The 20,106-nt window shown below is 30.6% G+C and carries 19 protein-coding genes; 10 read left to right on the top strand and 9 right to left on the bottom strand.

What is annotated here, in order from left to right:
- On the top strand, nt 1–331 hold a 331-nt coding region (locus PW5551_RS06090; protein WP_146738333.1), incomplete at its 5' end, for a transposase.
- Nucleotides 332–424: 93 nt separating this feature from the next.
- Here PW5551_RS06090 and PW5551_RS06085 read toward each other — a convergent pair.
- Complete coding sequence (locus PW5551_RS06085) at nt 425–1,609, bottom strand: glycosyltransferase family 4 protein (RefSeq protein WP_113074907.1); 1,185 nt, start codon at nt 1,607–1,609, stop codon at nt 425–427.
- A 145-nt stretch (nt 1,610–1,754) separates the two neighbouring features.
- On the opposite strand from PW5551_RS06085, the gene mutL reads away from it, so the two are divergent.
- Nucleotides 1,755–3,605, top strand: a complete 1,851-nt coding sequence (gene mutL, locus PW5551_RS06080) for a DNA mismatch repair endonuclease MutL (protein ID WP_113074906.1) — start codon at nt 1,755–1,757, stop codon at nt 3,603–3,605.
- 42 nt (nt 3,606–3,647) lie between these two features.
- Here the strand turns inward: mutL and PW5551_RS06075 are convergent, their stop codons facing one another.
- A complete protein-coding gene (locus PW5551_RS06075) occupies nt 3,648–5,117 on the bottom strand; it encodes a 5'-nucleotidase C-terminal domain-containing protein (protein ID WP_370445921.1) in 1,470 nt (489 codons plus the stop codon).
- A 68-nt stretch (nt 5,118–5,185) separates the two neighbouring features.
- Nucleotides 5,186–6,076, bottom strand: coding sequence for a DUF89 domain-containing protein (locus tag PW5551_RS06070; RefSeq protein ID WP_113074904.1), 891 nt, complete (start codon nt 6,074–6,076; stop codon nt 5,186–5,188).
- Nucleotides 6,077–6,330: 254 nt separating this feature from the next.
- On the opposite strand from PW5551_RS06070, the gene PW5551_RS06065 reads away from it, so the two are divergent.
- From PW5551_RS06065 to PW5551_RS06030, 8 genes are all read left to right on the top strand, one after another.
- A complete protein-coding gene (locus PW5551_RS06065) occupies nt 6,331–7,332 on the top strand; it encodes a polysaccharide deacetylase family protein (RefSeq protein WP_113074903.1) in 1,002 nt (333 codons plus the stop codon).
- Between the two features lie 17 nt (nt 7,333–7,349).
- A complete protein-coding gene (locus PW5551_RS06060; RefSeq protein WP_113074902.1) occupies nt 7,350–8,198 on the top strand; it encodes a glucosaminidase domain-containing protein in 849 nt (282 codons plus the stop codon).
- 24 nt (nt 8,199–8,222) lie between these two features.
- Entirely contained in the window at nt 8,223–8,906 is a 684-nt protein-coding gene (locus PW5551_RS06055; RefSeq protein WP_113074901.1) for a DUF554 domain-containing protein, read from the top strand.
- Between the two features lie 346 nt (nt 8,907–9,252).
- Nucleotides 9,253–10,392, top strand: coding sequence for a hypothetical protein (locus PW5551_RS06050; RefSeq protein ID WP_113074900.1), 1,140 nt, complete (start codon nt 9,253–9,255; stop codon nt 10,390–10,392).
- Between the two features lie 20 nt (nt 10,393–10,412).
- Nucleotides 10,413–11,390, top strand: coding sequence for a glucosyl-3-phosphoglycerate synthase (locus PW5551_RS06045; RefSeq protein ID WP_113074899.1), 978 nt, complete (start codon nt 10,413–10,415; stop codon nt 11,388–11,390).
- A complete protein-coding gene (locus PW5551_RS06040) occupies nt 11,387–12,880 on the top strand; it encodes a hypothetical protein (RefSeq protein WP_113074898.1) in 1,494 nt (497 codons plus the stop codon). The genes PW5551_RS06045 and PW5551_RS06040 overlap by 4 nt, the downstream gene beginning before the upstream one ends.
- Before the next feature lie 19 nt (nt 12,881–12,899).
- Complete coding sequence (locus tag PW5551_RS06035) at nt 12,900–13,163, top strand: DUF3783 domain-containing protein (protein ID WP_113074897.1); 264 nt, start codon at nt 12,900–12,902, stop codon at nt 13,161–13,163.
- Nucleotides 13,160–13,780 carry a viroplasmin family protein gene (locus PW5551_RS06030; RefSeq protein ID WP_113074896.1) on the top strand — a complete coding sequence of 207 codons (621 nt, stop codon included), beginning with the start codon at nt 13,160–13,162 and terminating at the stop codon, nt 13,778–13,780. The genes PW5551_RS06035 and PW5551_RS06030 overlap by 4 nt, the downstream gene beginning before the upstream one ends.
- 200 nt (nt 13,781–13,980) lie before the next feature.
- Here PW5551_RS06030 and PW5551_RS06025 read toward each other — a convergent pair whose 3' ends face one another.
- From PW5551_RS06025 to PW5551_RS06000, 6 genes are all read right to left on the bottom strand, one after another.
- Nucleotides 13,981–14,679, bottom strand: a complete 699-nt coding sequence (locus PW5551_RS06025; RefSeq protein WP_113074895.1) for an ABC transporter ATP-binding protein — start codon at nt 14,677–14,679, stop codon at nt 13,981–13,983.
- A complete protein-coding gene (locus PW5551_RS06020) occupies nt 14,664–15,398 on the bottom strand; it encodes an ABC transporter permease (protein ID WP_113074894.1) in 735 nt (244 codons plus the stop codon). The genes PW5551_RS06025 and PW5551_RS06020 overlap by 16 nt, the downstream gene beginning before the upstream one ends.
- Nucleotides 15,395–16,321 (bottom strand): ABC transporter substrate-binding protein, encoded by a 927-nt coding sequence (locus PW5551_RS06015; protein WP_113074893.1) that lies wholly within the window; start codon nt 16,319–16,321, stop codon nt 15,395–15,397. Before PW5551_RS06015 ends, PW5551_RS06020 begins: the two co-directional genes overlap by 4 nt.
- A gap of 31 nt (nt 16,322–16,352) precedes the next feature.
- A complete protein-coding gene (gene thrC / locus PW5551_RS06010) occupies nt 16,353–17,417 on the bottom strand; it encodes a threonine synthase (RefSeq protein ID WP_113074892.1) in 1,065 nt (354 codons plus the stop codon).
- Nucleotides 17,417–18,676, bottom strand: a complete 1,260-nt coding sequence (locus tag PW5551_RS06005) for a homoserine dehydrogenase (RefSeq protein ID WP_233488451.1) — start codon at nt 18,674–18,676, stop codon at nt 17,417–17,419. The genes thrC and PW5551_RS06005 overlap by 1 nt, the downstream gene beginning before the upstream one ends.
- A 466-nt stretch (nt 18,677–19,142) precedes the next feature.
- On the bottom strand, nt 19,143–20,093 hold the full coding sequence (locus PW5551_RS06000) for a carbohydrate kinase (protein WP_113074891.1): 951 nt from the start codon (nt 20,091–20,093) through the stop codon (nt 19,143–19,145).
- Between the last annotated feature and the right edge of the window lie 13 nt (nt 20,094–20,106).

Genomic DNA, 20,106 nt, shown 5'->3' with positions numbered 1-20,106 from the left:
CATTATAGCTGAGATAGGTTCTGTTACTTTTTTCGATTCCAACAATTCTTTGGCTAAGTTCGCTGGTTTGACTTGGAGACAAAACCAATCTGGAAATTATACTTCCAAGATTACTAGATTAACTAAAACAGGTAACTGCTATCTTAGATATTATTTGTTCGAAGCTGCTAATAGCGTTATTAGATATATCCCCGAGTACAAAGAGTACTATTGGAAAAAGTTTAAAGAACCAGCCAACTATCCTCATAAAAGAGCACTCGTGTTTACAACTCGTAAGTTAGTTCGTCTGATTTTTGGATTGCTGGCCAAAAATCGAATCTATGTGAATTAATGAATTGATTGAATACAACTCAATTGTTTTTTCCCTTTTTATGCCTATTTTATTGTCTTTTGAAAGTATGGGCATTGTTTAATTTGTCTGTTTTTAACAATCTTTTTCCTTTTTACCACTTGACTTTTTACCAATTAGCTTTTGATATAAATCTAAGATTCTTTCAACACAGTTTTCTATGGAAAAGTTTTCTCGAACGAATTTTTTAGATTTTTGTTTTAATTCTTCATACTGATTAGTGTTTCTTAATAATTTTATTATTTCATTTGCAAAATCGTTTCGATCAAGATCTTTAATCATGATGCCACCTGATCCTTCTTTTGAAAGTATATCATAAACTCCCGCTTTACCCAATGCAACTACAGGTGTTCCAGCTGCCATAGCTTCTAAAATAACTAGTCCTTGGGTTTCTGTGTAAGATGCAAAAATAAATAAATCTGATTGCTTGTATATATCTAAAACTTTCTCTCTAGACAATCCTCCAGTAAAAATTACATGATCCCTAATCTTTAATTCATCACATGATTTTTCTAAATTTTCCCTTTCAGGCCCTCCACCAACTATAACAAATTTTACTTTCTTTTCTTGTGAAAGAACATTTGCAAAGACTTGCAAAAGAAAATCAATATTTTTTTCTTTCCCCAATCTTCCTACAAATAGAAGAATCCTATCTTCCTCTTTTATTTGAGAATATTCTCTTCTCAAATTCCATTCCACAGGTTTGTCAAAAGAATCCAAATCTATTCCAGTAGGTATAGTTACTATATGATCAGTAGGCACACCATATTCAACCAATGTACTTTTTATATTTTCGGTTGGAGCTATTACTTTATCTGTTTTTAAACACCAATTTCTTATAATTTTTTGAACAAATTCTGGACGGGGTCTCATTATTGCTGGCAAGTAATGAGTATAATATTCATACATAGTATGATGCGTTCCAATATGCTTGACTTTTAACATATGTGAAATCATTCTGGCTAATATTCCCATAGAAAAAGGATCGTGAGAGTGTATTATATCTAAATTAAGATCTTTTATTTTAAATACCTCTGAAGAAAAAGGCAAAGCAATTCTCTGATCTTTTTCAAAAAAAAATTTCACCGCTGGAAATTCAAAAACGTTTTCTTCGTTTCTTTTATAATCAAATTCATATTTAGGAACAAATAAATAGACATTGTGGCCTCTTTTTTCCATCTCTTCTTTATATAACTTTAAAGCTGTTGCTACCCCATTTTTTTGCGGTATATATGTATCAGAAAACATTCCTATATTCATGTTTTTCCTCCTCGAAACTTATTTCAATGATTTTATAAGTACTTAATTATTATAACAAAAAAAGTAGAATTTTATAGTGTTTTATAATTTAAGATGTTATAATAAAAAGTAGTAACAAAAGAAAAGTAAACCAAGAGGTGTGTGCATGAAAATAAAAACTCTTTCACCAGAAGTTATTATGAAAATAGCTGCGGGAGAAGTTGTGTCTGGACCAAATTCGGTTATCAAAGAATTAATAGAAAATTCTATAGATGCAAATGCAGATAATATCAAAGTAGAAATTGTTGACGGAGGAAAATCTTTAATAAAAGTTGAAGATAACGGAATAGGTATGACCGCTGAAGAAATAAAATTAGCAATATTGCCTCACACCACAAGCAAAATATCCTCTATAGATGATATATATAGACTTCAAACATTTGGTTTTAGAGGGGAGGCATTAGCCTCAATTTCCAAAGTATCAAGGATGAAAATCACCTCAAAAGTTTCAGAGGAAGAATTAGGAACGTCTCTGGAAATATTCGGAGGGAAAATATTGGATGAAAAAAAGGTAAATACCTCAACAGGTACTAAAATCGAAATTATGGATCTTTTTTTTAACATACCTGCTAGAAGAAAGTTTCTTAAAAGTAATTCTGCAGAGGGGAGATATGTTACAGATATTGTAGAAAAGTTCGCTCTTTCAAATAGTATAGATTTAACATATACGAGAGATAACAAAGAAATATATAGATTTTCTAAGGACATGGACTTAGCTACAAAATGCTTAAGAATTTATCCCGAACTTAAAATGGAAGATATAATACAAGTTGATTACGAAGACCCTTCCTTTAAAATCTATGGAGTTATTTCTCATCCAAAAATTGGAAGAAGTAACAGAACCGCTCAAACCTTTTTTGTTAATAAACGATACGTAAAAGCAGCCTCTTTATTTTCTGTTTTAGAAAAAGGATACGGAACGATGCTTGAAAAAGCTGTTCATCCATATGCAGTTGTTTTTATTGATATATCTTCTGATATGGTCGATGTTAATGTTCATCCTCAAAAATTAGAAGTAAAGTTTTCTGATGAACGTAAAGTTGCTTCTTTACTAAAAAGCACTGTTAGAGAAACTTTAAATGAGAAGACATCTTTCACTCTTGAACTTGTTGAAAAAAAAGAAGAACCTCATTTTTCTGAAAACAAAAGTTCTGATTTTTCCTTCCAAGATCTTTACGATAAAGAATCGGAAAGTTACTTCAAAGAAGACACAAACGTTGAGTACTATAGAGATGATCAAGAACCCATAATAGATAAAGAACAAAATTATCAAAAAAACAATAAAATAATATCAAATAACGATTTTACATATCATAAAACAGTAAAAAATATGAATAATTTCGATTTCAGTAATTACAAAGAACTTAAACCTATTACAAAAGCCGATTCGTTAGCTAATTTAAGAATCGTAGGTATGGTTGCTGGAAGGTATTTAATCGTAGAAAGCGAAGACAAAATGCTTTTTGTAGATTTTCATGCGGCACACGAAAGATATATATACGAAAATCTAAAAAAACAGTTAGATGAAAAAGACAATCTTAGTTATAATATATTATTATCTCCAGTTAAAATAAAATTAGACAATATTAGAAAAGAAATAATTCTAGAAAATAAAGAACATTTAGAGAAGATAGGAATTATTATAGAAGAAAACAAAGAAGAAATCATTGTAAAAGGATTACCTAATCTTCTCAAGATCAATGATGTTGAAAAAATGATCTTAGAAGTTGCGGATAATTTAAGACTTTCGAATTTAGACAACGATATAAACATTTTTGACAAAAATTTAGCAACTATAGCTTGCCGATCCGCCGTTAAAACAGGAGATAATCCAACAGGAATGGAAACCCTTCTAAAAAACATACTAGAAAACAAATTACTTACCTGCCCTCATGGTAGGCCTATAATGTTTCAAATAAGTTTTAAATCATTAGATAAATATTTTGAGAGATTTTAAAAAAAGGTGCACAAAAAGTGCACCTTTTTTCTCTAAAATTATTTAATCTAATTCTACTAACCTTTCTTCCGATGAATAATATTCTATTGTACCTAAATGAGCGATATATTCTTTCAAAACATCGGCGTCTCTAAAATAAGTGTCATAGCCAGGTTTCCCTTTAAGCATTGTGTATCCGTCACCACCAGAAGCTACATAATTATTAGTTACTACCTTATAAGTTTTGTTCAAATCCAGAGGTTCCCCATTTACTTTAACGTTCATTGCCTTACCATCTTTTATATCTGCAGTAAGCCCGGCTACATGTAATTTAGCACCTTGTCCATCAGGAATATTTGCAGCGTAGTTTAAAACATCCATGATATCCTTTCCAGTTAACTCTAAAAGATATACAGTGTTTCCAAATGGCAGAACAGTCAAAACATCTCTGTAGGTTATTTCACCAGCTTCTATAGAAGCTCTTATACCCCCACCATTTTGTAGTGCAATATCTGCACCGGTTTTCCAAAGCATTGCATCTGTGATTAAGTTACTTAAATTGGTTTCATCACTTCTAACATTTGCACGTTCTCCATCTAAATAAACATTTGTCACACCAACCACTTCATTTAAAGCCTCTGACCCCAATTGATAAAAGTAATCAGCAAACATCTTTATAAAAGGATCTTCAGGAATATCAGGGGTTATAGGAATTACTTCTCCTCTCCAATCAACAATTCTTCCACTGTCTACCCATAAATCTATTCTTCCAAGATATTTGCCATGTTCTCCTGCTTGAGCTACAATAACATCATTAATTAACTCTGGTCCTAAAATTGAATGAGAATGTCCGTCTATTATTATATCTATGCCTTTTACGTTTTGAGCTAAATCATTAGCAGTAGTATATTCAACTGGCAAGTTAGGGGCTTTACCCTCCTCGTAGTATCCTAAATGTGAAAGAACAATAACAACATCTGACTTCCAATCAACTATCGGCAAATATTTTTTCAAAGTCTTTTCAGCGTTAACAATAGTATTTTCACCTAAATATATCGGTTCCAAAACGTTAGTTTGTTCAGTAGCAAGACCAATAATCCCAACTTTTAGATCACCAAAATCTTTTATTATATAAGGTTCAAAAACAGGCCCACCACGTTTATCATTAACAAAATTGGCGGCAACAAAAGGAGCTTGAAGTACTTTCTTTTGCATTTCAAGAACTTCAAACGGTTTGTCAAACTCATGATTTCCTAAGACCATTGCATCCAATCCCATATAATTAAGAACAAGAAAATCTGGAACAGCATCTAATTGATCAGACTCTGGGATACCCGTGTTGACATCGCCAGCATGTAAAAAGAGCACATGTCCGCCTTCTTTTTCAACTTCTTCCCTAGTTTGGTTGATCAAAGTTGCTATTCTTGCAAAGCCTCCCCCATTATCATCTCCCCAAACATGACCATGGGTATCGTTGAGATGAAAAATTACGAGATGGGTAGGTTCTGCTAATACCGATAAAACTAATAACATAAGAACTAACAAACTCAACACTTTCTTCACTTTAATCTCCTCCTTCTAAAATGGTTTTGGAACCTTCATTAAAACTTTTTAAAAACCAAATCTCCTCTATTTACGTTTAAAAAACTCGACACTTTTTGACATTTGGTAACAAAAGAAAAATAAACAGGTTTTTTCCCATTTTCATTCATTAAGCTTTGAAAGTTACTCTGGCCTTTGGCAATAACTAAATCTGCCTCATTATAAATATTTTGAAAAGAAAGAAAAGTATCGTTTAAAGAGGTTCCAAGATATTTTGAGCCACTTTCAAAAGGTAGAGATACTTCTTTCAAAAATATTTCTTCTGCGTCTTTTTTAGTAGCAGATATATATATGGGTTTAGATTTCAGAGCGGAATGTATAATTATATCAGGGTAGAACTCTTTTATAACCCTTATAAAAACTTTATCAAAAACAATTTCTCCAGCATAATTATGAATAAATAACAAAAATCTCGATTTTCCCAATTCTTTTTTGAGTTCTTCAATATCATCTAAGATTATTTTTTTACTGTTAAAGAAACTTTTTATTTGTATTTCAAGCTCTCCAAAAAAATTGTTGGAATTTTGACATAAAAGCTCCCCCATTATAGATAACTTATTAGCCGCATACAAAGGATCTTGGTAAGAAAAACAAAAATCCAACAAATCTTCGTATATTTCTAAAAACCTTTGATTTAGATCGGTTTTATGGTTATTAAAATAATCTTCCTCACCAAAAATTTCAAAGAAAACATCATAAAAAGTCTTTTTTAACTCATAATGAGTTTGAGAGAAATCTATTTTCTCAAAAGTTTGTAAAATCATGTTCTTATAACCATCAAAAAGTTCTTTTGGAGCATCTTTTGATTTGTTTTTAACCTGGTTCATTAATTCATTAGAATGGTTAAGTAAACAAACCAAACACTCATAATCTACATTTGCATCGTTCATTTTACAAATTTCACTCCTAAAAAATCCAATTTATCTTATTTTTTATTATATCACTCTTTATTTAATTTATTATTAGATGAAATTAGGGTTATGTTAAGAAACAGTTTTAAGACCGATTTTTTTAAATGATTTTTTCTAAATATAGTCAATTTATATTTCAGAAAAAATTTTGGTATAATTTATTAAATTTCTTTTAAATAGATTATTATAAATTTTTATTAGACAAATTTTATAAAACTAGGAGGACAAAATAGTTGAAAAAGACAATAATTTTCATTGTATTATTAATTATACCCCTTTTAAGTATGAGTGAGGTATATGTTTTGTTATATCATAGATTTAATGATGAAAGGTATCCTACAACCAATACTACAACACAGGATTTGACTACACATATAAGATATATTTTAGAAAATGGGTATAGAATAATATCCCCTGAAGAATTTTTGTTATATATTCAAGGAGAAATAAACATTGACAAAGGCGTACTTTTTACAGTTGATGATGGTTATAAATCTACTTTAGAAGGATTAAAAATATTTGAAGAATATGAAATACCCTTTCTATTATTCGTTCCAACAGAGTTTATTGGATATCCAGACTATCTAAGTTGGGACGATTTAAGATCTTTAAATGAAAACTCTTTAGTTACAATTGGAGGTCATTCCCATTCTCACGGTAATTTCTTAGAAACCCTAAGGATAAACGGTAAAGAAAAAACGATTGAAATTTTTGAAGAAGATTTAAAAAAGATGTTTGATAAATTTGAAAAAGAATTAAATTTCAGACCTGATTTGTATGCTTATCCATATGGTTATTACTTTAACGGTGTTGAGGAAGTACTCGAGAAACATGGAATAAAAGCGGCTTTTGCTCAGGATTCGGGTCCTTATGTTAAAGAATATGGAAATTATTTTATTCCAAGAGAAGCTTTACTTCAAGATTGGGCAGAGTTAGAGCATTTAAACTATGTATTAAACAGAAGAGCTTTAATACTGGGCAATTATGAACCTCAAGAAGTAAAAGTAAATACAGAAATTCAAATAAAAGCCGTTACAAAAAATATCAATCCCAAAAGACCAACGGTATATATAACTCAAGAAGGTGTTTTGCCAACATCTCTAGATGAAAACATTATATATTCAGAAAAAAAGATATTACCCAACACTAAGACTGTTAATAGAATCGCTATTTTTGCCAGAGACGAAAATAATATTGAATATGTAAAATATTGGCTTTTGCGATTAATTCCATAAAACATTGGAGGTAGAAAATGGGAAAGAAGAAAATACTAATATCTTTAACTATCTTTGCAATAATAATTTTCACAGCTCTAACCATATTCATATCATACAATAATCGAAAAATAGAAAGTAAACCAGAAGATATCAATTGGGTAACCTTAGAATTTGAAAGTTGGAAAGATTTAGACGCTTATTTTGAATCCATAAATTACAATTTAGATAACCCTGAAATTCCAAATGTTTTGATAAAAAGTTTTCCAAAAGATTTTCCTGATGTTTATCCAGTTGAAAAGAAAAAAGAATTATTTACGAAAATAATGCTCCCTATTATACTTGCTATTAACGCCGAAATAGAAAATGAACAGATAAAGTTAGATAAAGCATTAATAGAAAATGATCTTGAAACCATAGAAAACTTAAAAGCAAAATATAATGCAACAAACATCGAAGAATTAAAAATAAGAATAAAACCAATTCCTATAGAAATTGCTTTAGGACAATCAGCTAAAGAATCGGGTTGGGGGAGCTCTAGATTTGCCATAGAAGGAAATAATATCTTTGGCGAATGGACTTGGGAATCTGGAACAGGTATAGTTCCTGCTGAAAGAGCCGAAGGTGAAATTTATGAGGTTAAAAAATTTGAATCTTTAACTGACTCTATGAGAAGTTACGCATTAAAACTTAATTCTTTAAACTATTATGAAGACTTTAGATTAATTAGAGCAGGAATCATAAAAAATAAAAGTTATGAAGATGGTTTATTGTATTACTCTCAGCAAAGAGAGTTATATGTTTCAACCTTGAAAGATCTTATTGATTCTAATAACTTTAGAGAGTTCAGTTCTATGAATTTTGAACTATATTATATCGAAAATTAAAAATATAGAGGGGACAGAATCTCCATGTTTAATATTGCCGTCATTGTAAATACTTTAACTGTTTTAGTTGGAGCTAGCTTGGGTACAATTATAGGAAACAAATTACCAAATAATCTTAGAATAATTCTATTTCAAAGTGTAGGATTAACAACCTTTTTGATTGGATTAGGTATGGGATTAGATGCCAACAACCTCATAGTTGTTCTTGTTTCACTAGCTCTAGGCGGAGTGATAGGAGAACTCTTAAAAATAGAAAATGGACTTGGGAAACTTGCCAATATTGTAGAAAGATCTGAAGGAGAAACTCCCTTTGTAAAGGGTTTTATTACAGCTACTGTTTTATTTGTAATAGGACCTATGACAATTATAGGGTGTTTGAATGCTGGCATATCAGGAGATAACTCAATAATATTTCTAAAATCTGTTCTAGATGGAATATCTTCTATGGTTTTAGCTTCAGCATACGGGCTTGGGGTTGTATTCTCTGCTGTGAGTGTCTTTTTAATACAAGGATCTATTGTCAGTTTAGCAACAATGTTATCTTTTTTATCTGATCCTTATTATTTAAATGATTTTACTGCCGTGGGTGGGGCTATGATAATTGCCATAGGAATCAGACTATTAGAAATAAAAGATATAAAAGTTGGAAATTTCCTTCCTTCACTTATAATTGTGGTATTGATAAACTTTTTAATTACTTTTTTTTAACGTCCACAATATACTAATACTAAAAATTCCCTTTCTGTGAAGTGGGAATTTTACTTTCAAAACCAATTGTTTTTACGGACATTTAATATGATCTAACGGGTAATTTTGACAAATTTAGTCATATGTGTTATAATCTAATTGAAAGGCAGTATACACAGCCTTCTTCTAGATAATAAATGCTTTCCTCTTGACATTTTCTTTAATTTATTTAGCAATTTTATTATCACGCAAATCCTAAAATAAATGATTGATAGGCCTTTTCTAAAAGGTTGTTTTTTTGCACTATTTCATGAAATTGATAATTAATAAATATATACAAATATACAAAAAGAAAGGAGGAATTGAAATGTATAGATTAGAAGACTCTTTGTGGAAGATAGAAAAGTACGAAGACGAATTGCTTACCAATACCATTTTATACAACCAGTTACCGCTAAAATTTCCTAATGATCAAAAGAACTATATTTTAAAAAGACTTGAAAACTCTAATATACCAAATATCCAAGAAGATGCAGAAGGAAATGTTTATGTTCCTTTTATAAACAATGAGAATGCTCAAACTTCTCTTGTTTTTACCACGGTCGATGAGGTGACGGAACCACTTGTTGAAAGGTTTGTAAGAGTACAAAAAGGAAAGATATCTGGAACAGGAGCAGTTACTTCCTCTTTAAAGATAGCTGCCCTTATAACACTAATAAACTTCCTCCATAATGAAAACATTACTCTAAACAACAACGTTATATTTCTTTTTTTAAACCAAGCAAGGAAAAATAAATTTTTGAGTTTAGGTCAGTTTTTGCAAAATAATATAAACAAGTTAGATTACGCAATAAAAATTAACAGTATAAATTTGGGAGATTTAGGGCATAGATCGTTAGGTAAGTATGTTTATAAGCTTAGGTTCTATTCTCCTGATTTAATGCATAAGAAGTTCAAATCCCCCTCGACTTTAGAAATTTTGTATAAGATTACATCAGATTTAAAAGATAATAGCGATATGGAAGGCACATCCATAAGTATCCAAAAATTAGACAAATTCAAAGACAACACCGAAGTAATTCTTGAAATAAAAAGTGAGGGAGATCAAGATCTAGAAACGATCAGCGAGAATTTAAGATCAACTGTTGGAGAATTAGCCAATAGATACAAATCAAGAATCAAATTAAATTTACTGTCTTATATTCCTAGCAGTCTAATACCAAAAGATCATCCTTTTATAGAACAAATTTCAGAGATTCAAAAAAACCTAGGTCTTAAAACAAACTTTTGTCCTTTAGGAAGGGATGAGGCATTGATAATAAAATCTGGTATCCCCGCTATATCTTTAGGCATAGCTAAAGGTGAGGTTACGGAAGAAAATGAGTTCTTTGAAAGAGATGAAATAACAAAAGGTTTAACGCAAATATTAATGATTTTAGATAATGTTGTAGCTGAAAATATTCTTGAAGAGTCAATTGAAGATATAATTGATGAGGAAACAGATTAAACATAAGGGGGAGATCAAAAATGAGTGATAGTGTTTTAAAAAGAGCCTTTCATCATTCTAATTTTTCAAATTTGAAAGAACTTGTTAAACTAAAAGAAGAACAAAACTTAAAGATTTCCCTCGCCTTTCCAGCGTTGAATGAAGAAAAAACTATAGGCAAAGAAATATTAATAATGAAAACAGAGTTAATGGAAAGGTATCCTTTGTTAGATGAAATAGCTGTTATAGATTCTGGATCTGAAGATGAAACAGTTTCTATAGCAAAAGAGTATGGAGCAAAAGTGTTCTTCTCGGGAGATATTTTACCAGAATATGGATTTTATAGGGGAAAAGGAGAAAACCTTTGGAAGAGCCTTTACGCATTGAATGGAGATATAATCGTTTGGGTAGATTCCGATATTGAGAATATTCATCCTAAGTTCGTGTACGGATTAGTTGGTACCTTATTAAAAAATCCGGATGTATCGTATGTAAAAGCTTTTTATGAAAGACCCATTGTTGGAAAAGGCGGTGTCCAGCCATCAGGAGGTGGAAGGGTAACAGAATTAGTTGCTCGCCCTTTATTTTCTCTTTTCTATCCCGAATTAGCAACTATTATACAACCTCTTAGTGGGGAATACGCTGGAAGAAGAGAAGTTTTAGAAAATTTGCCTTTTTTTGTTGGATACGGGGTCGAAATTGCCCATCTCATCGATATAGCAGAAAAATATGGAAGTCAAATCATAGCTCAAGTGGATCTTGAGTTAAGAGTTCATGAGAATCAACCCTTACAATCTTTGAGCAAGATGGCTTTTGAACTTACCAAAGTAGTTTTAAAAAGATTAGAAAAATACGGTAAGATAGCTTTAAAGACAGATCTCAACAACGAACATATTATGATTCAAAAAAAAGAAAACGAAAGGATTCCTAATCCTGTAGAAATTTTAAGTATAGAAAGACCACCTATTATAACTATTCCTGAATACCAACAAAAATTTTCAAAAGGTGAAAAAGTATGAGAAAGATTTTCGTCTTCCACTATCATTATTTAAAAGGCGGTGTAACTACCGTTGTCAAAAATATAGTAAAAACTTTGAGAGATGATTATAATTTCACAATATTTGGTTCAAAAAAAATGGGTATAGAAGGAATAGAGGATATTCTATCTTTTGAAAATGTTGATTTTGTTAATTTTGAAGAACTTGGATACATTTATCCCGATAGCACAGATCAAAAAGATTTTGAATGTTTAAAAGAAAGTATATCAAAAAAACTGAATGACTTTTTGGATGAAGATGCTATATACTGGGTTCACAACTATCATTTAGGAAAGAACCCCGCTTTTACTCAAGTGTTTAAAGATTTTGTGGTTAATAAAAACGTTCCGACTATAATACAAATTCATGATTTCCCAGAGTGTGCAAGATGGGAAAATTATTTTTTTGTTAGAAAATTTATTAAATCCTCTTTGTATCCAATAAAAAGTAATATAATTTATGCAACTATCAATCTATCAGATTACAATAGGCTGATAAAATCAGGTATACCTGAAGAAAATTTATTTTATCTCCCAAATGCTGTTGAATTGAAGAAAGAACATAACGAAGAAATTGAAAAATTCAGCAAAAGCCAAATAATTACAAAACTAAAAGAGCTTGGATTCAATATAAAAGAAAACAATAAGAATATTTTGTATCCAACAAGAACCATTAGAAGAAAAAATATTTTAGAAGCTGTTTTGATAAATAGATTACATGGAAAAAGTAATCTTTTAATTACTTTACCTGCTAACTCTGATAAAGAGCGTCCTTATGAAAAAGTTGTAAAAGAAACCTTTGAATCTGAAAAGGTTAACGGGGCATGGGCAATTTCAGCCAAAGATCCGTCTCTTTTTCCATATATTGTTAAGTTTTCAGATCTGTTCTTTTCTTCTTCTGTTCTTGAAGGTTTTGGAATGATTTATCTAGAATCTAAGTTCAACAACAAAAACTTTTTAACCAGAAAATTAGATATAATTGAAGACTTTAAAAATATAAAAGATATAAGCTACTACGATGGCTTGTATGTCAATTTATCAGGAATAGAAAAAGAAAAGATAAAAAAAGAATACCAAAAACATATAGATGGCATCCCTATTTCTAATAATTACAAAGATATCCTTCTTCAAGATTTAAATTCAAAATTTGAAAACGAATCAGTTGATTTTTCTTATCTTCCCGTTCAAATGCAAAAGGAATTTTGTTTGAAGGATATAACGGAAATTAACTATTTAAAAGAAATAAATAAAGGAATATTTGATAAAATAGATCTATTAACTACAAGTAATCATATAGATCAAGGAATAAACACTGAAGAATTCTCATTAAAATCTTACAAAAAAAGAATTTCTGAGATTATAGAAAGTTTCGGCAATACAAAAAACACTTATACCGAAAGTAAAAAGATAGATGAAGAAATCCTAAAATCTTTTCTAAAACTGGAAAATATCAGATTGATATATTCATTTTAAAAAATATGGAGGTGCGATTGTGTACGATGAAATAAAAGATATTCCAACAATAATCATCAATGGAATGGATAAAAAACAGATACTCAAAATAATGAAAACGATAAAAAATATAGAAGAACTTCCTAATAATATAATCTTTGCTTCAGTAACTCCCATAAGTTCTCAATGGACTGTTGAAGAATTGATAAAAGAATTAAAGCAAGAGGATATAGAAATGAAAATGGTTACTAAAAATCTAAAAGAAGGCTTTTACGATAAACCTAAGAAAGAAGATAATCAATGAAGAAAAAAATCTATGCAGTAAAAAACGGTAGAAAAAAAGGGATTTTCTATACCTGGGAAGAATGTAGAAAACAAGTAGACAATTTTTCTAACGCCGAATTCAAAAGTTTCACAACACTTGAAATGGCTCAAGAGTTTTTAAATGACGATAACAAGAATTTTGAGATCAAGTCTCTAATTTCTTATGTAGATGGCAGTTACGATAAGTTAAAAAAAATCTATGGAAGCGGAATCGTGTTTTTAGAAGATCCAGAAGAAAAGACATTTAGTTTTGCTGGAAACAACAAAGAGTACGCAAAAAGCAGAAACGTTGCCGGGGAAATTAGCGCTTGTATATATGCAATGGAATATGCCAGAGAAAACAAATATGAAAAGATAATAATAAATCATGATTATATCGGATTAGAAAAATGGTGCACAGGTTCATGGAAAACCAACAAGATCATCACAAAAGCTTACAAAAATTGCTGTGATTATATGCGCAACTTCTTAATTATAAAATTTAATTGGATAAGAGGCCACTCAGGCGATAAATACAATGAGATGGCCGATAAACTAGCTAAAAAAGCCTTAAAAGATAGAAAATATATAGATGTCATTTCAAAGTATAGTACTTAAACAAAAATTTTTAAGCAATCCCTGCCTTGTAATTAGTTCTGAGTTTTTCAATCCATTCATTTTCCTGTCCATATTCAAACTTTTGCATAAGTTTTCCACAATGTTTTTGCAGCATATAAGCCTCTTTTACACTCCAGCTTTTCCAGTATAGAGTGTTTATGTATCTGTATAATCACACCTCCAATTTTCTCCATTTTTAATTAATTTTGATCTATAATAAAACTCATAATTTTCGCTTCTAGAGATAGAAAATTAGAATCTATTAAATTCCTGTTTTCTTTTGGGAGATCTATTAGAAATTCATTTAAAATATGTGAAGGCCTTTGTGAGGCTATCAAAATCCTATCAGCCAATAGTAATGCTTCTTTTATATCATGTGTAACCATTAACAAAGAATATCTGTTTCTTTCCCATAATTTATTTATATCTTCAATTATCGATAGCTTTATATTCAAATCCAAAGAAGTGAATGGTTCATCCATAATCAAAATATCCGGTTCTACCAACAAAGCTCTTGCTATATTTACCCTTTGCTTCATACCACCACTTAATCTTGATGGTAAAAGGCTTTCAAAACCTTCCAAACCCATCATACTAATTATTTCTTTAATTTTTGTTTCATTATCTCTGATTATTTTTAGGTTATTGTTAATATTTCTCCATGGCAACAATCTCGGTTCCTGAAAAACATAACCTATCTTATCAACAAAGATCTCTACATTTCCATCATAATGTTTATCTAACTCTGCAACAATTCTAAAAAAAGTCGTTTTCCCACACCCTGAAGGACCTAATAAAACAACTCTTTCTCCTTTTTCTAACTTTATATTCCAGTTATCTAAAACTAAAAGATCTCCAAATCTTTTGGTTAATCTTTCAACTTTTAGTACATTTCCCATTTTTTTAACACCTTTTTTGAAATAGCTTTAAATACTCGTTCAGTAGCTATCCCAAGTACAACAGCTACAATAGTAATTGCATAGATTCTAGGTACATCCACATACTGTCTTGCCCAAGCCAACTCTACACCTAAACCACTACCTCCAACAAGAAACTCTGTAACTAAAACAACTTTCCAAACATTTCCAATAGAAACTTCTATTGCAGCAATTACAAATGGAACTATTGAAGCTAAGTATACATTTCTGAATATTTTAGATCTCGGTACTTTGTATAAATGAACCATTTCAAGTAATTTTCTATCAATATTTTTTATCCCAGATGCCGTTGTAAAAACAGTGTTAGGCAAAATGGACATCGTGCTAATTAAGATGGGACCTTTCCATCCTATTCCCCATAAAAAAACAACAAAAGCGAGCCATGAAACTACAGGGATGGCTTGAATTACCATTATGATCGGTCTGAATATATCATAGATGGTATCGTTTGTTCCCATAAGAAACCCTATTAAAATACCGATAAATGAGGTTATAAAAAGAACTACCAATGTTTTCCAGACAGTATTCCATAAAGATAGGTAAAACCTCTGTGTTTTTAGTTGTTGTAGAAGATTTATTATAACCTCATGTGGTGGTGGTAAGATAAAAGAAGATCCAATAATAAAAGATAATACATACCATATTAAAATTACTAACAGGATTCCATAAAAAGTTTTCATTTATAATAAAATCCTTCTGAGGGTAGTTTTGGCAAACCTTCAGGATAAAACTCATGCATGGTAATTAAAAAGTTTTGTACTTCCTCTTTACAATCAGAAATTGGGATGTATTCAAATTTTAGTCTATTCATAGCCTGTTTTAGAACAGGTATTGGGATGGTTAAATATTGGTTAGTTATTCTTAAAGCCTCATCTAAATTGTCATTAGCCCAAATTACACTCTCAGAAAAAGATTTTTCAACTTTTGAAACGAGTATTGGATCCTTTTCCAAAATTTCTTTTTTAACGAACAAACCAGCTATAGGAAGTCCATATTTAGATCCTGAGATTTCATTCCATTCTTTTTGAAAATCTAAAAGTATTTCCCCATCCGTTCCTGTTATTGCCAAGGTTGCAAACGGTTCAGGTAATGCTGCAAAAGTTACTTTTCCTGCTTTAAACAGTGAAACAATTTCCTGAGGAGGTAAGTAACTGAATTTTACATCCTTATCAGGATCCAATCCGTTTACTACTAGAAGATATCTCAATAAAACATCGACGGTTTGCCCTCTTCCATGAGGAGAATAAACTTCTTTTCCTTTTAAACTTTCTATGTTGTTAAAGCTTTCATTACCGCTACCCACCAAATAAAAGGCTTCCCATTCATGAACACCTAACAATATTAAATCTAATCCTTGTGCATATAAGTTTGCACCGACTGTTACAGGAAGAACAGCAAAATCAGATTGATTTGATACCAGTAAGGCTACTGCTTCGTTAGCATCCTTCCAAAAGCTTACATCTATCTCAACCTCTTCATCTATCGTATTCTCCATAAGTCCCGTAACAGGAACAACCGTTGGCCCTAAAGGATTGGTTAGTGTAACTGAGAAAATTAATAAAGAAAAAAACAAAAAACTTAATAAAAAAATTTGTTTTTTCAAAATAAAGCAGCTCCTTTAAATTTTTTTATTTTTATAAACCGATTATTTTTAAAATAGTTTCTAACTTTGGTTCTATAGCTTGTGGATTTTTTATCGTTTTTATAGCTGTATCAGGATCTTTTAAACCATGTCCTGTTAATACAGCCACTATTTTGCTTCCTTTTTCTATTTTATTTAATTTGATCATTTTTTTAACTCCTGCAACAGATGCAGCTGATGCAGGTTCTGCAAAAACTCCTTCGAGGGATGAGAGTTCTTGGTACGTTTCTAAAATTTCTTGATCTGTAACAAAATTAATAAAACCGTTTGATTCTTCTGCAGCTTTTACTGCCTTTCCCCAATTGACTGGATTACCTATTCGTATTGCTGTAGCTACAGTTTCTGGATTTTTTATAACCAAATTTCTTACAATAGCTGCTGAGCCCTCTGCCTCAAAACCCATCATTTTTGGTAAATTGTTTATTTTACCGGCTTGGTGATATTCTTTAAACCCTTTCCAATAAGCTGTTATGTTTCCTGCGTTTCCAACAGGTATTGCAAGTATATCAGGAGCTTTTCCTCCCAACTGGTCACATACTTCAAAGGCTGCACTTTTTTGTCCTTCTAATCTAAAAGGGTTCAAAGAGTTTACAAGAGTTATAGGATAGTTATTTGCTATTTCTCTTGTTAATTCTAAAGCAACGTCAAAATTACCTTTTATAGGAATAACGGTAGCACCATGCATCAATGCCTGAGATAATTTCCCTAAAGCAATCTTTCCTTCTGGAATAATCACAGCGGTTTTTAAACCAGCTCTACTCCCATAAGCTGCTGCAGAAGCTGAAGTGTTGCCAGTAGAAGCACATATTATGGCTTTATCCCCATTTTCTACCGCTTTTGTAACAGCTAAAGTCATTCCCCTGTCTTTAAAAGATCCTGTAGGATTAGCCCCATCATATTTTAAATATAATTCTATATCCAATTTGTTACTTATCTTCTCTGCAAATATTAGAGGGGTATTTCCTTCTTGCAAGGTTATTATTTTAGTATTTTCATTCACCGGCATGAACGATCTAAACGCTTCTATAATGCCTGGCCAAAAATTGAATCTATCCATTAAAAATCCTCCACCCTTATTATGTTTTTTACTTCTATTACATCTTCGATTTTTTCTAAAGATTTAATAGCATCTTTTAAGTTTTTTTCTCTAATTGGGTGTGTAAGCAAAAATATTGGTACTACTGGAGTCAATCGGTTTTTTTGTATTACCGAAGCGATACTAACTTCATTATCTCCAAAAACTTTTGCTATTTTTGCAAAAACTCCCGGTTTGTCATTTACTTTTAATCTTATATAAAAAGCATTTTCAACATCTTCTATACTTATCAACTTTTGTCCGTTTACTCCGTTAGAAATTTGCTCATTTTCAATTTTATATTTAATACTCTTAGATGCTTCCATAATATCTGCAACAACCGCACTAGCTGTAGGCATTTCCCCAGCCCCTTTACCGTAGATCATTATATCACCCACAGCATCTCCATGTATTTGAACTACATTATATACATCATTAATCTTAGAAAGAGGATTTTTTTGGGAAACAAAAGTAGGATGAACTCTTATATCAAGAGTTTTATCGTTGATGTTCTTAGCTATAGCAAGTAACTTAATAGAATACCCTAATTCTTCAGATATTTCAATATCTTCTTTTTCTATCTTTTCAATTCCTTCAACATGAAGTGAATTAACATCTATAAATGTCTCGTAAGCCAAAGAGGATAATATACCAATTTTGTAAGCTGCATCCCAACCACTTATATCAAAATATGGATTACTTTCTGCATAACCTAGTTTTTGAGCTTCTTCTAAGGCTTCTTTAAAAGTTACATGTTTTTCAATCATTTCTGTCAGAATATAATTCGTAGTTCCATTCAAAATACCGTAGATCTTTTTAATTTTGTTAGCTATCATTGATTCTTTTAAGGTTTTAATTATTGGTATACCTGCTCCAACACTACCCTCATAATAAACTTTAACTTTGTTCTTTTTTGCCAGTTTAAAAATTTCTTCAGCGTATTTTGCTATTACCAATTTGTTGGCGGTAACAATGTTTTTTTTATTGTTAATTGCTTCTTTTATATAATTTAAAGCGGGATATTCGCCACCTATCAACTCTACTATAATCTGAATTTCTGGATCATTTATTATATCTTCATAATTCAAAGTTATCAACGAGTCATCAACTTTATACTTTCTTCCCTTATCCTTACTTTTAACTAAGATCTTTTTTATTTCTATACCTTCTCCTAACTTTCTTTTTATCTCATCTCTCTTCTCTGTAAGAATGTTATAAACACACACCACCAACAGTTCCAAACCCCAGAAGACCTACTTTAATCATACTTTTTACCCTCCCTCATTTAATGTTAAAAAATTAGAAAATGTTGATAGTTGATAACTTTTGAACATATTTATTTTGAATTCAAAAGCCTGTATTTAGATATGTTTTTACCCTCTTCTATTACTTAATTATTTTTTTGTCAACAATATTTTCCACATTATTATCAACATAATTAGTTCATAACTTTTTTATAAACTTTTTTATCAGTTTATAAGTTGAAAAGAAAGTTCATAAAAAAAGATTTGAACATAAAATACCGTTTGTTTTTTAAAAAAATATTTTGAACATTAAGGTTCATAACTAAGTTGATCATTTTTTGGATTTTTCAACATTATAAAAATATTATAAATAAAAGAAAAAAAGAAACTTTTCAACTATCAACATGATACTATCACTACTATCACTTATTAAATTATATATAGAACAAAAAAACCAACAAATTTAAAAACTAAGAACCTCCGAGAGTGTTGGCATAGCATTTGCTGCTCCCTGACGTGTTGCTACTATAGCGGCACATTTATTAGCAAAAGTAGCAAATTCTTCCAAATCCTTCAATCCCAAATTATTAAAAGTATACCTATCAATATTTTGAAAGTTATACAAAACACCTGCCATAAAAGAATCTCCACATCCTACCGTTTCTACAACCTCTACCTTATATCCAGGTACTTTTTTATATTCCCCATTCTTATACACCATAGAACCATTACTCCCTAAAGTCACAAAAACAGAAGCTTCCTTTTTAATATCAAGTTTTTTCAATCCTTTTTCAACATTTTTCTCCCCTGTTAAATAAAAAAGATCGTCATCACTCATTTTTAAAATATCAGTTTTACTAACTATATTATTAACTAATTTGTTGTATGTTTTTTCATCTTTTATCAATGATTTTCGAACGTTGGGATCAAAAGAAGTCAACACATTTTTTGAAACAAACTTTTCAAACAAATTGAGCAAAGAACCTGAAGTTGGCTCATTCAATAGAGCAATAGATCCAAAATGATAAATACTTACTTTATCTAAATCAAGTCTTTCAATATCCTTTAGAGTAAGTTGTGTATCTGCAGCATTATCCCTATAGAATTCGTATTCAGCTTTACCTTCTGAATCAACCGCAGCAAACGCTAGTGTAGTTCTAAAATCTTTTAATGTAAATAAAAAATCAGTATTTATTCCACAATCTTTTATATAAGATAAAAGAAACTTACCAAACGGATCTTCAGCAATCTTAGTCAAAAAAGAAACATTCGTTCCCAACCTAGCCAGTCCCACTGCAACATTAAAAGGAGACCCACCCGGCCTTTTTTCAAACAACTCACTCTCGCCTAAACCTTTATTCAAAGATTTAGAAATAAAATCAAAAAGAATCTCTCCACTGCATAAAATTGACATATGCTTCCTCCCA

Origin of the sequence: Petrotoga sp. 9PW.55.5.1, from assembly GCF_003265365.1 — a bacterium.
Classification (GTDB): Bacteria; Thermotogota; Thermotogae; order Petrotogales; family Petrotogaceae; genus Petrotoga.
This window is presented reverse-complemented; position numbering and strand designations above follow the sequence as displayed.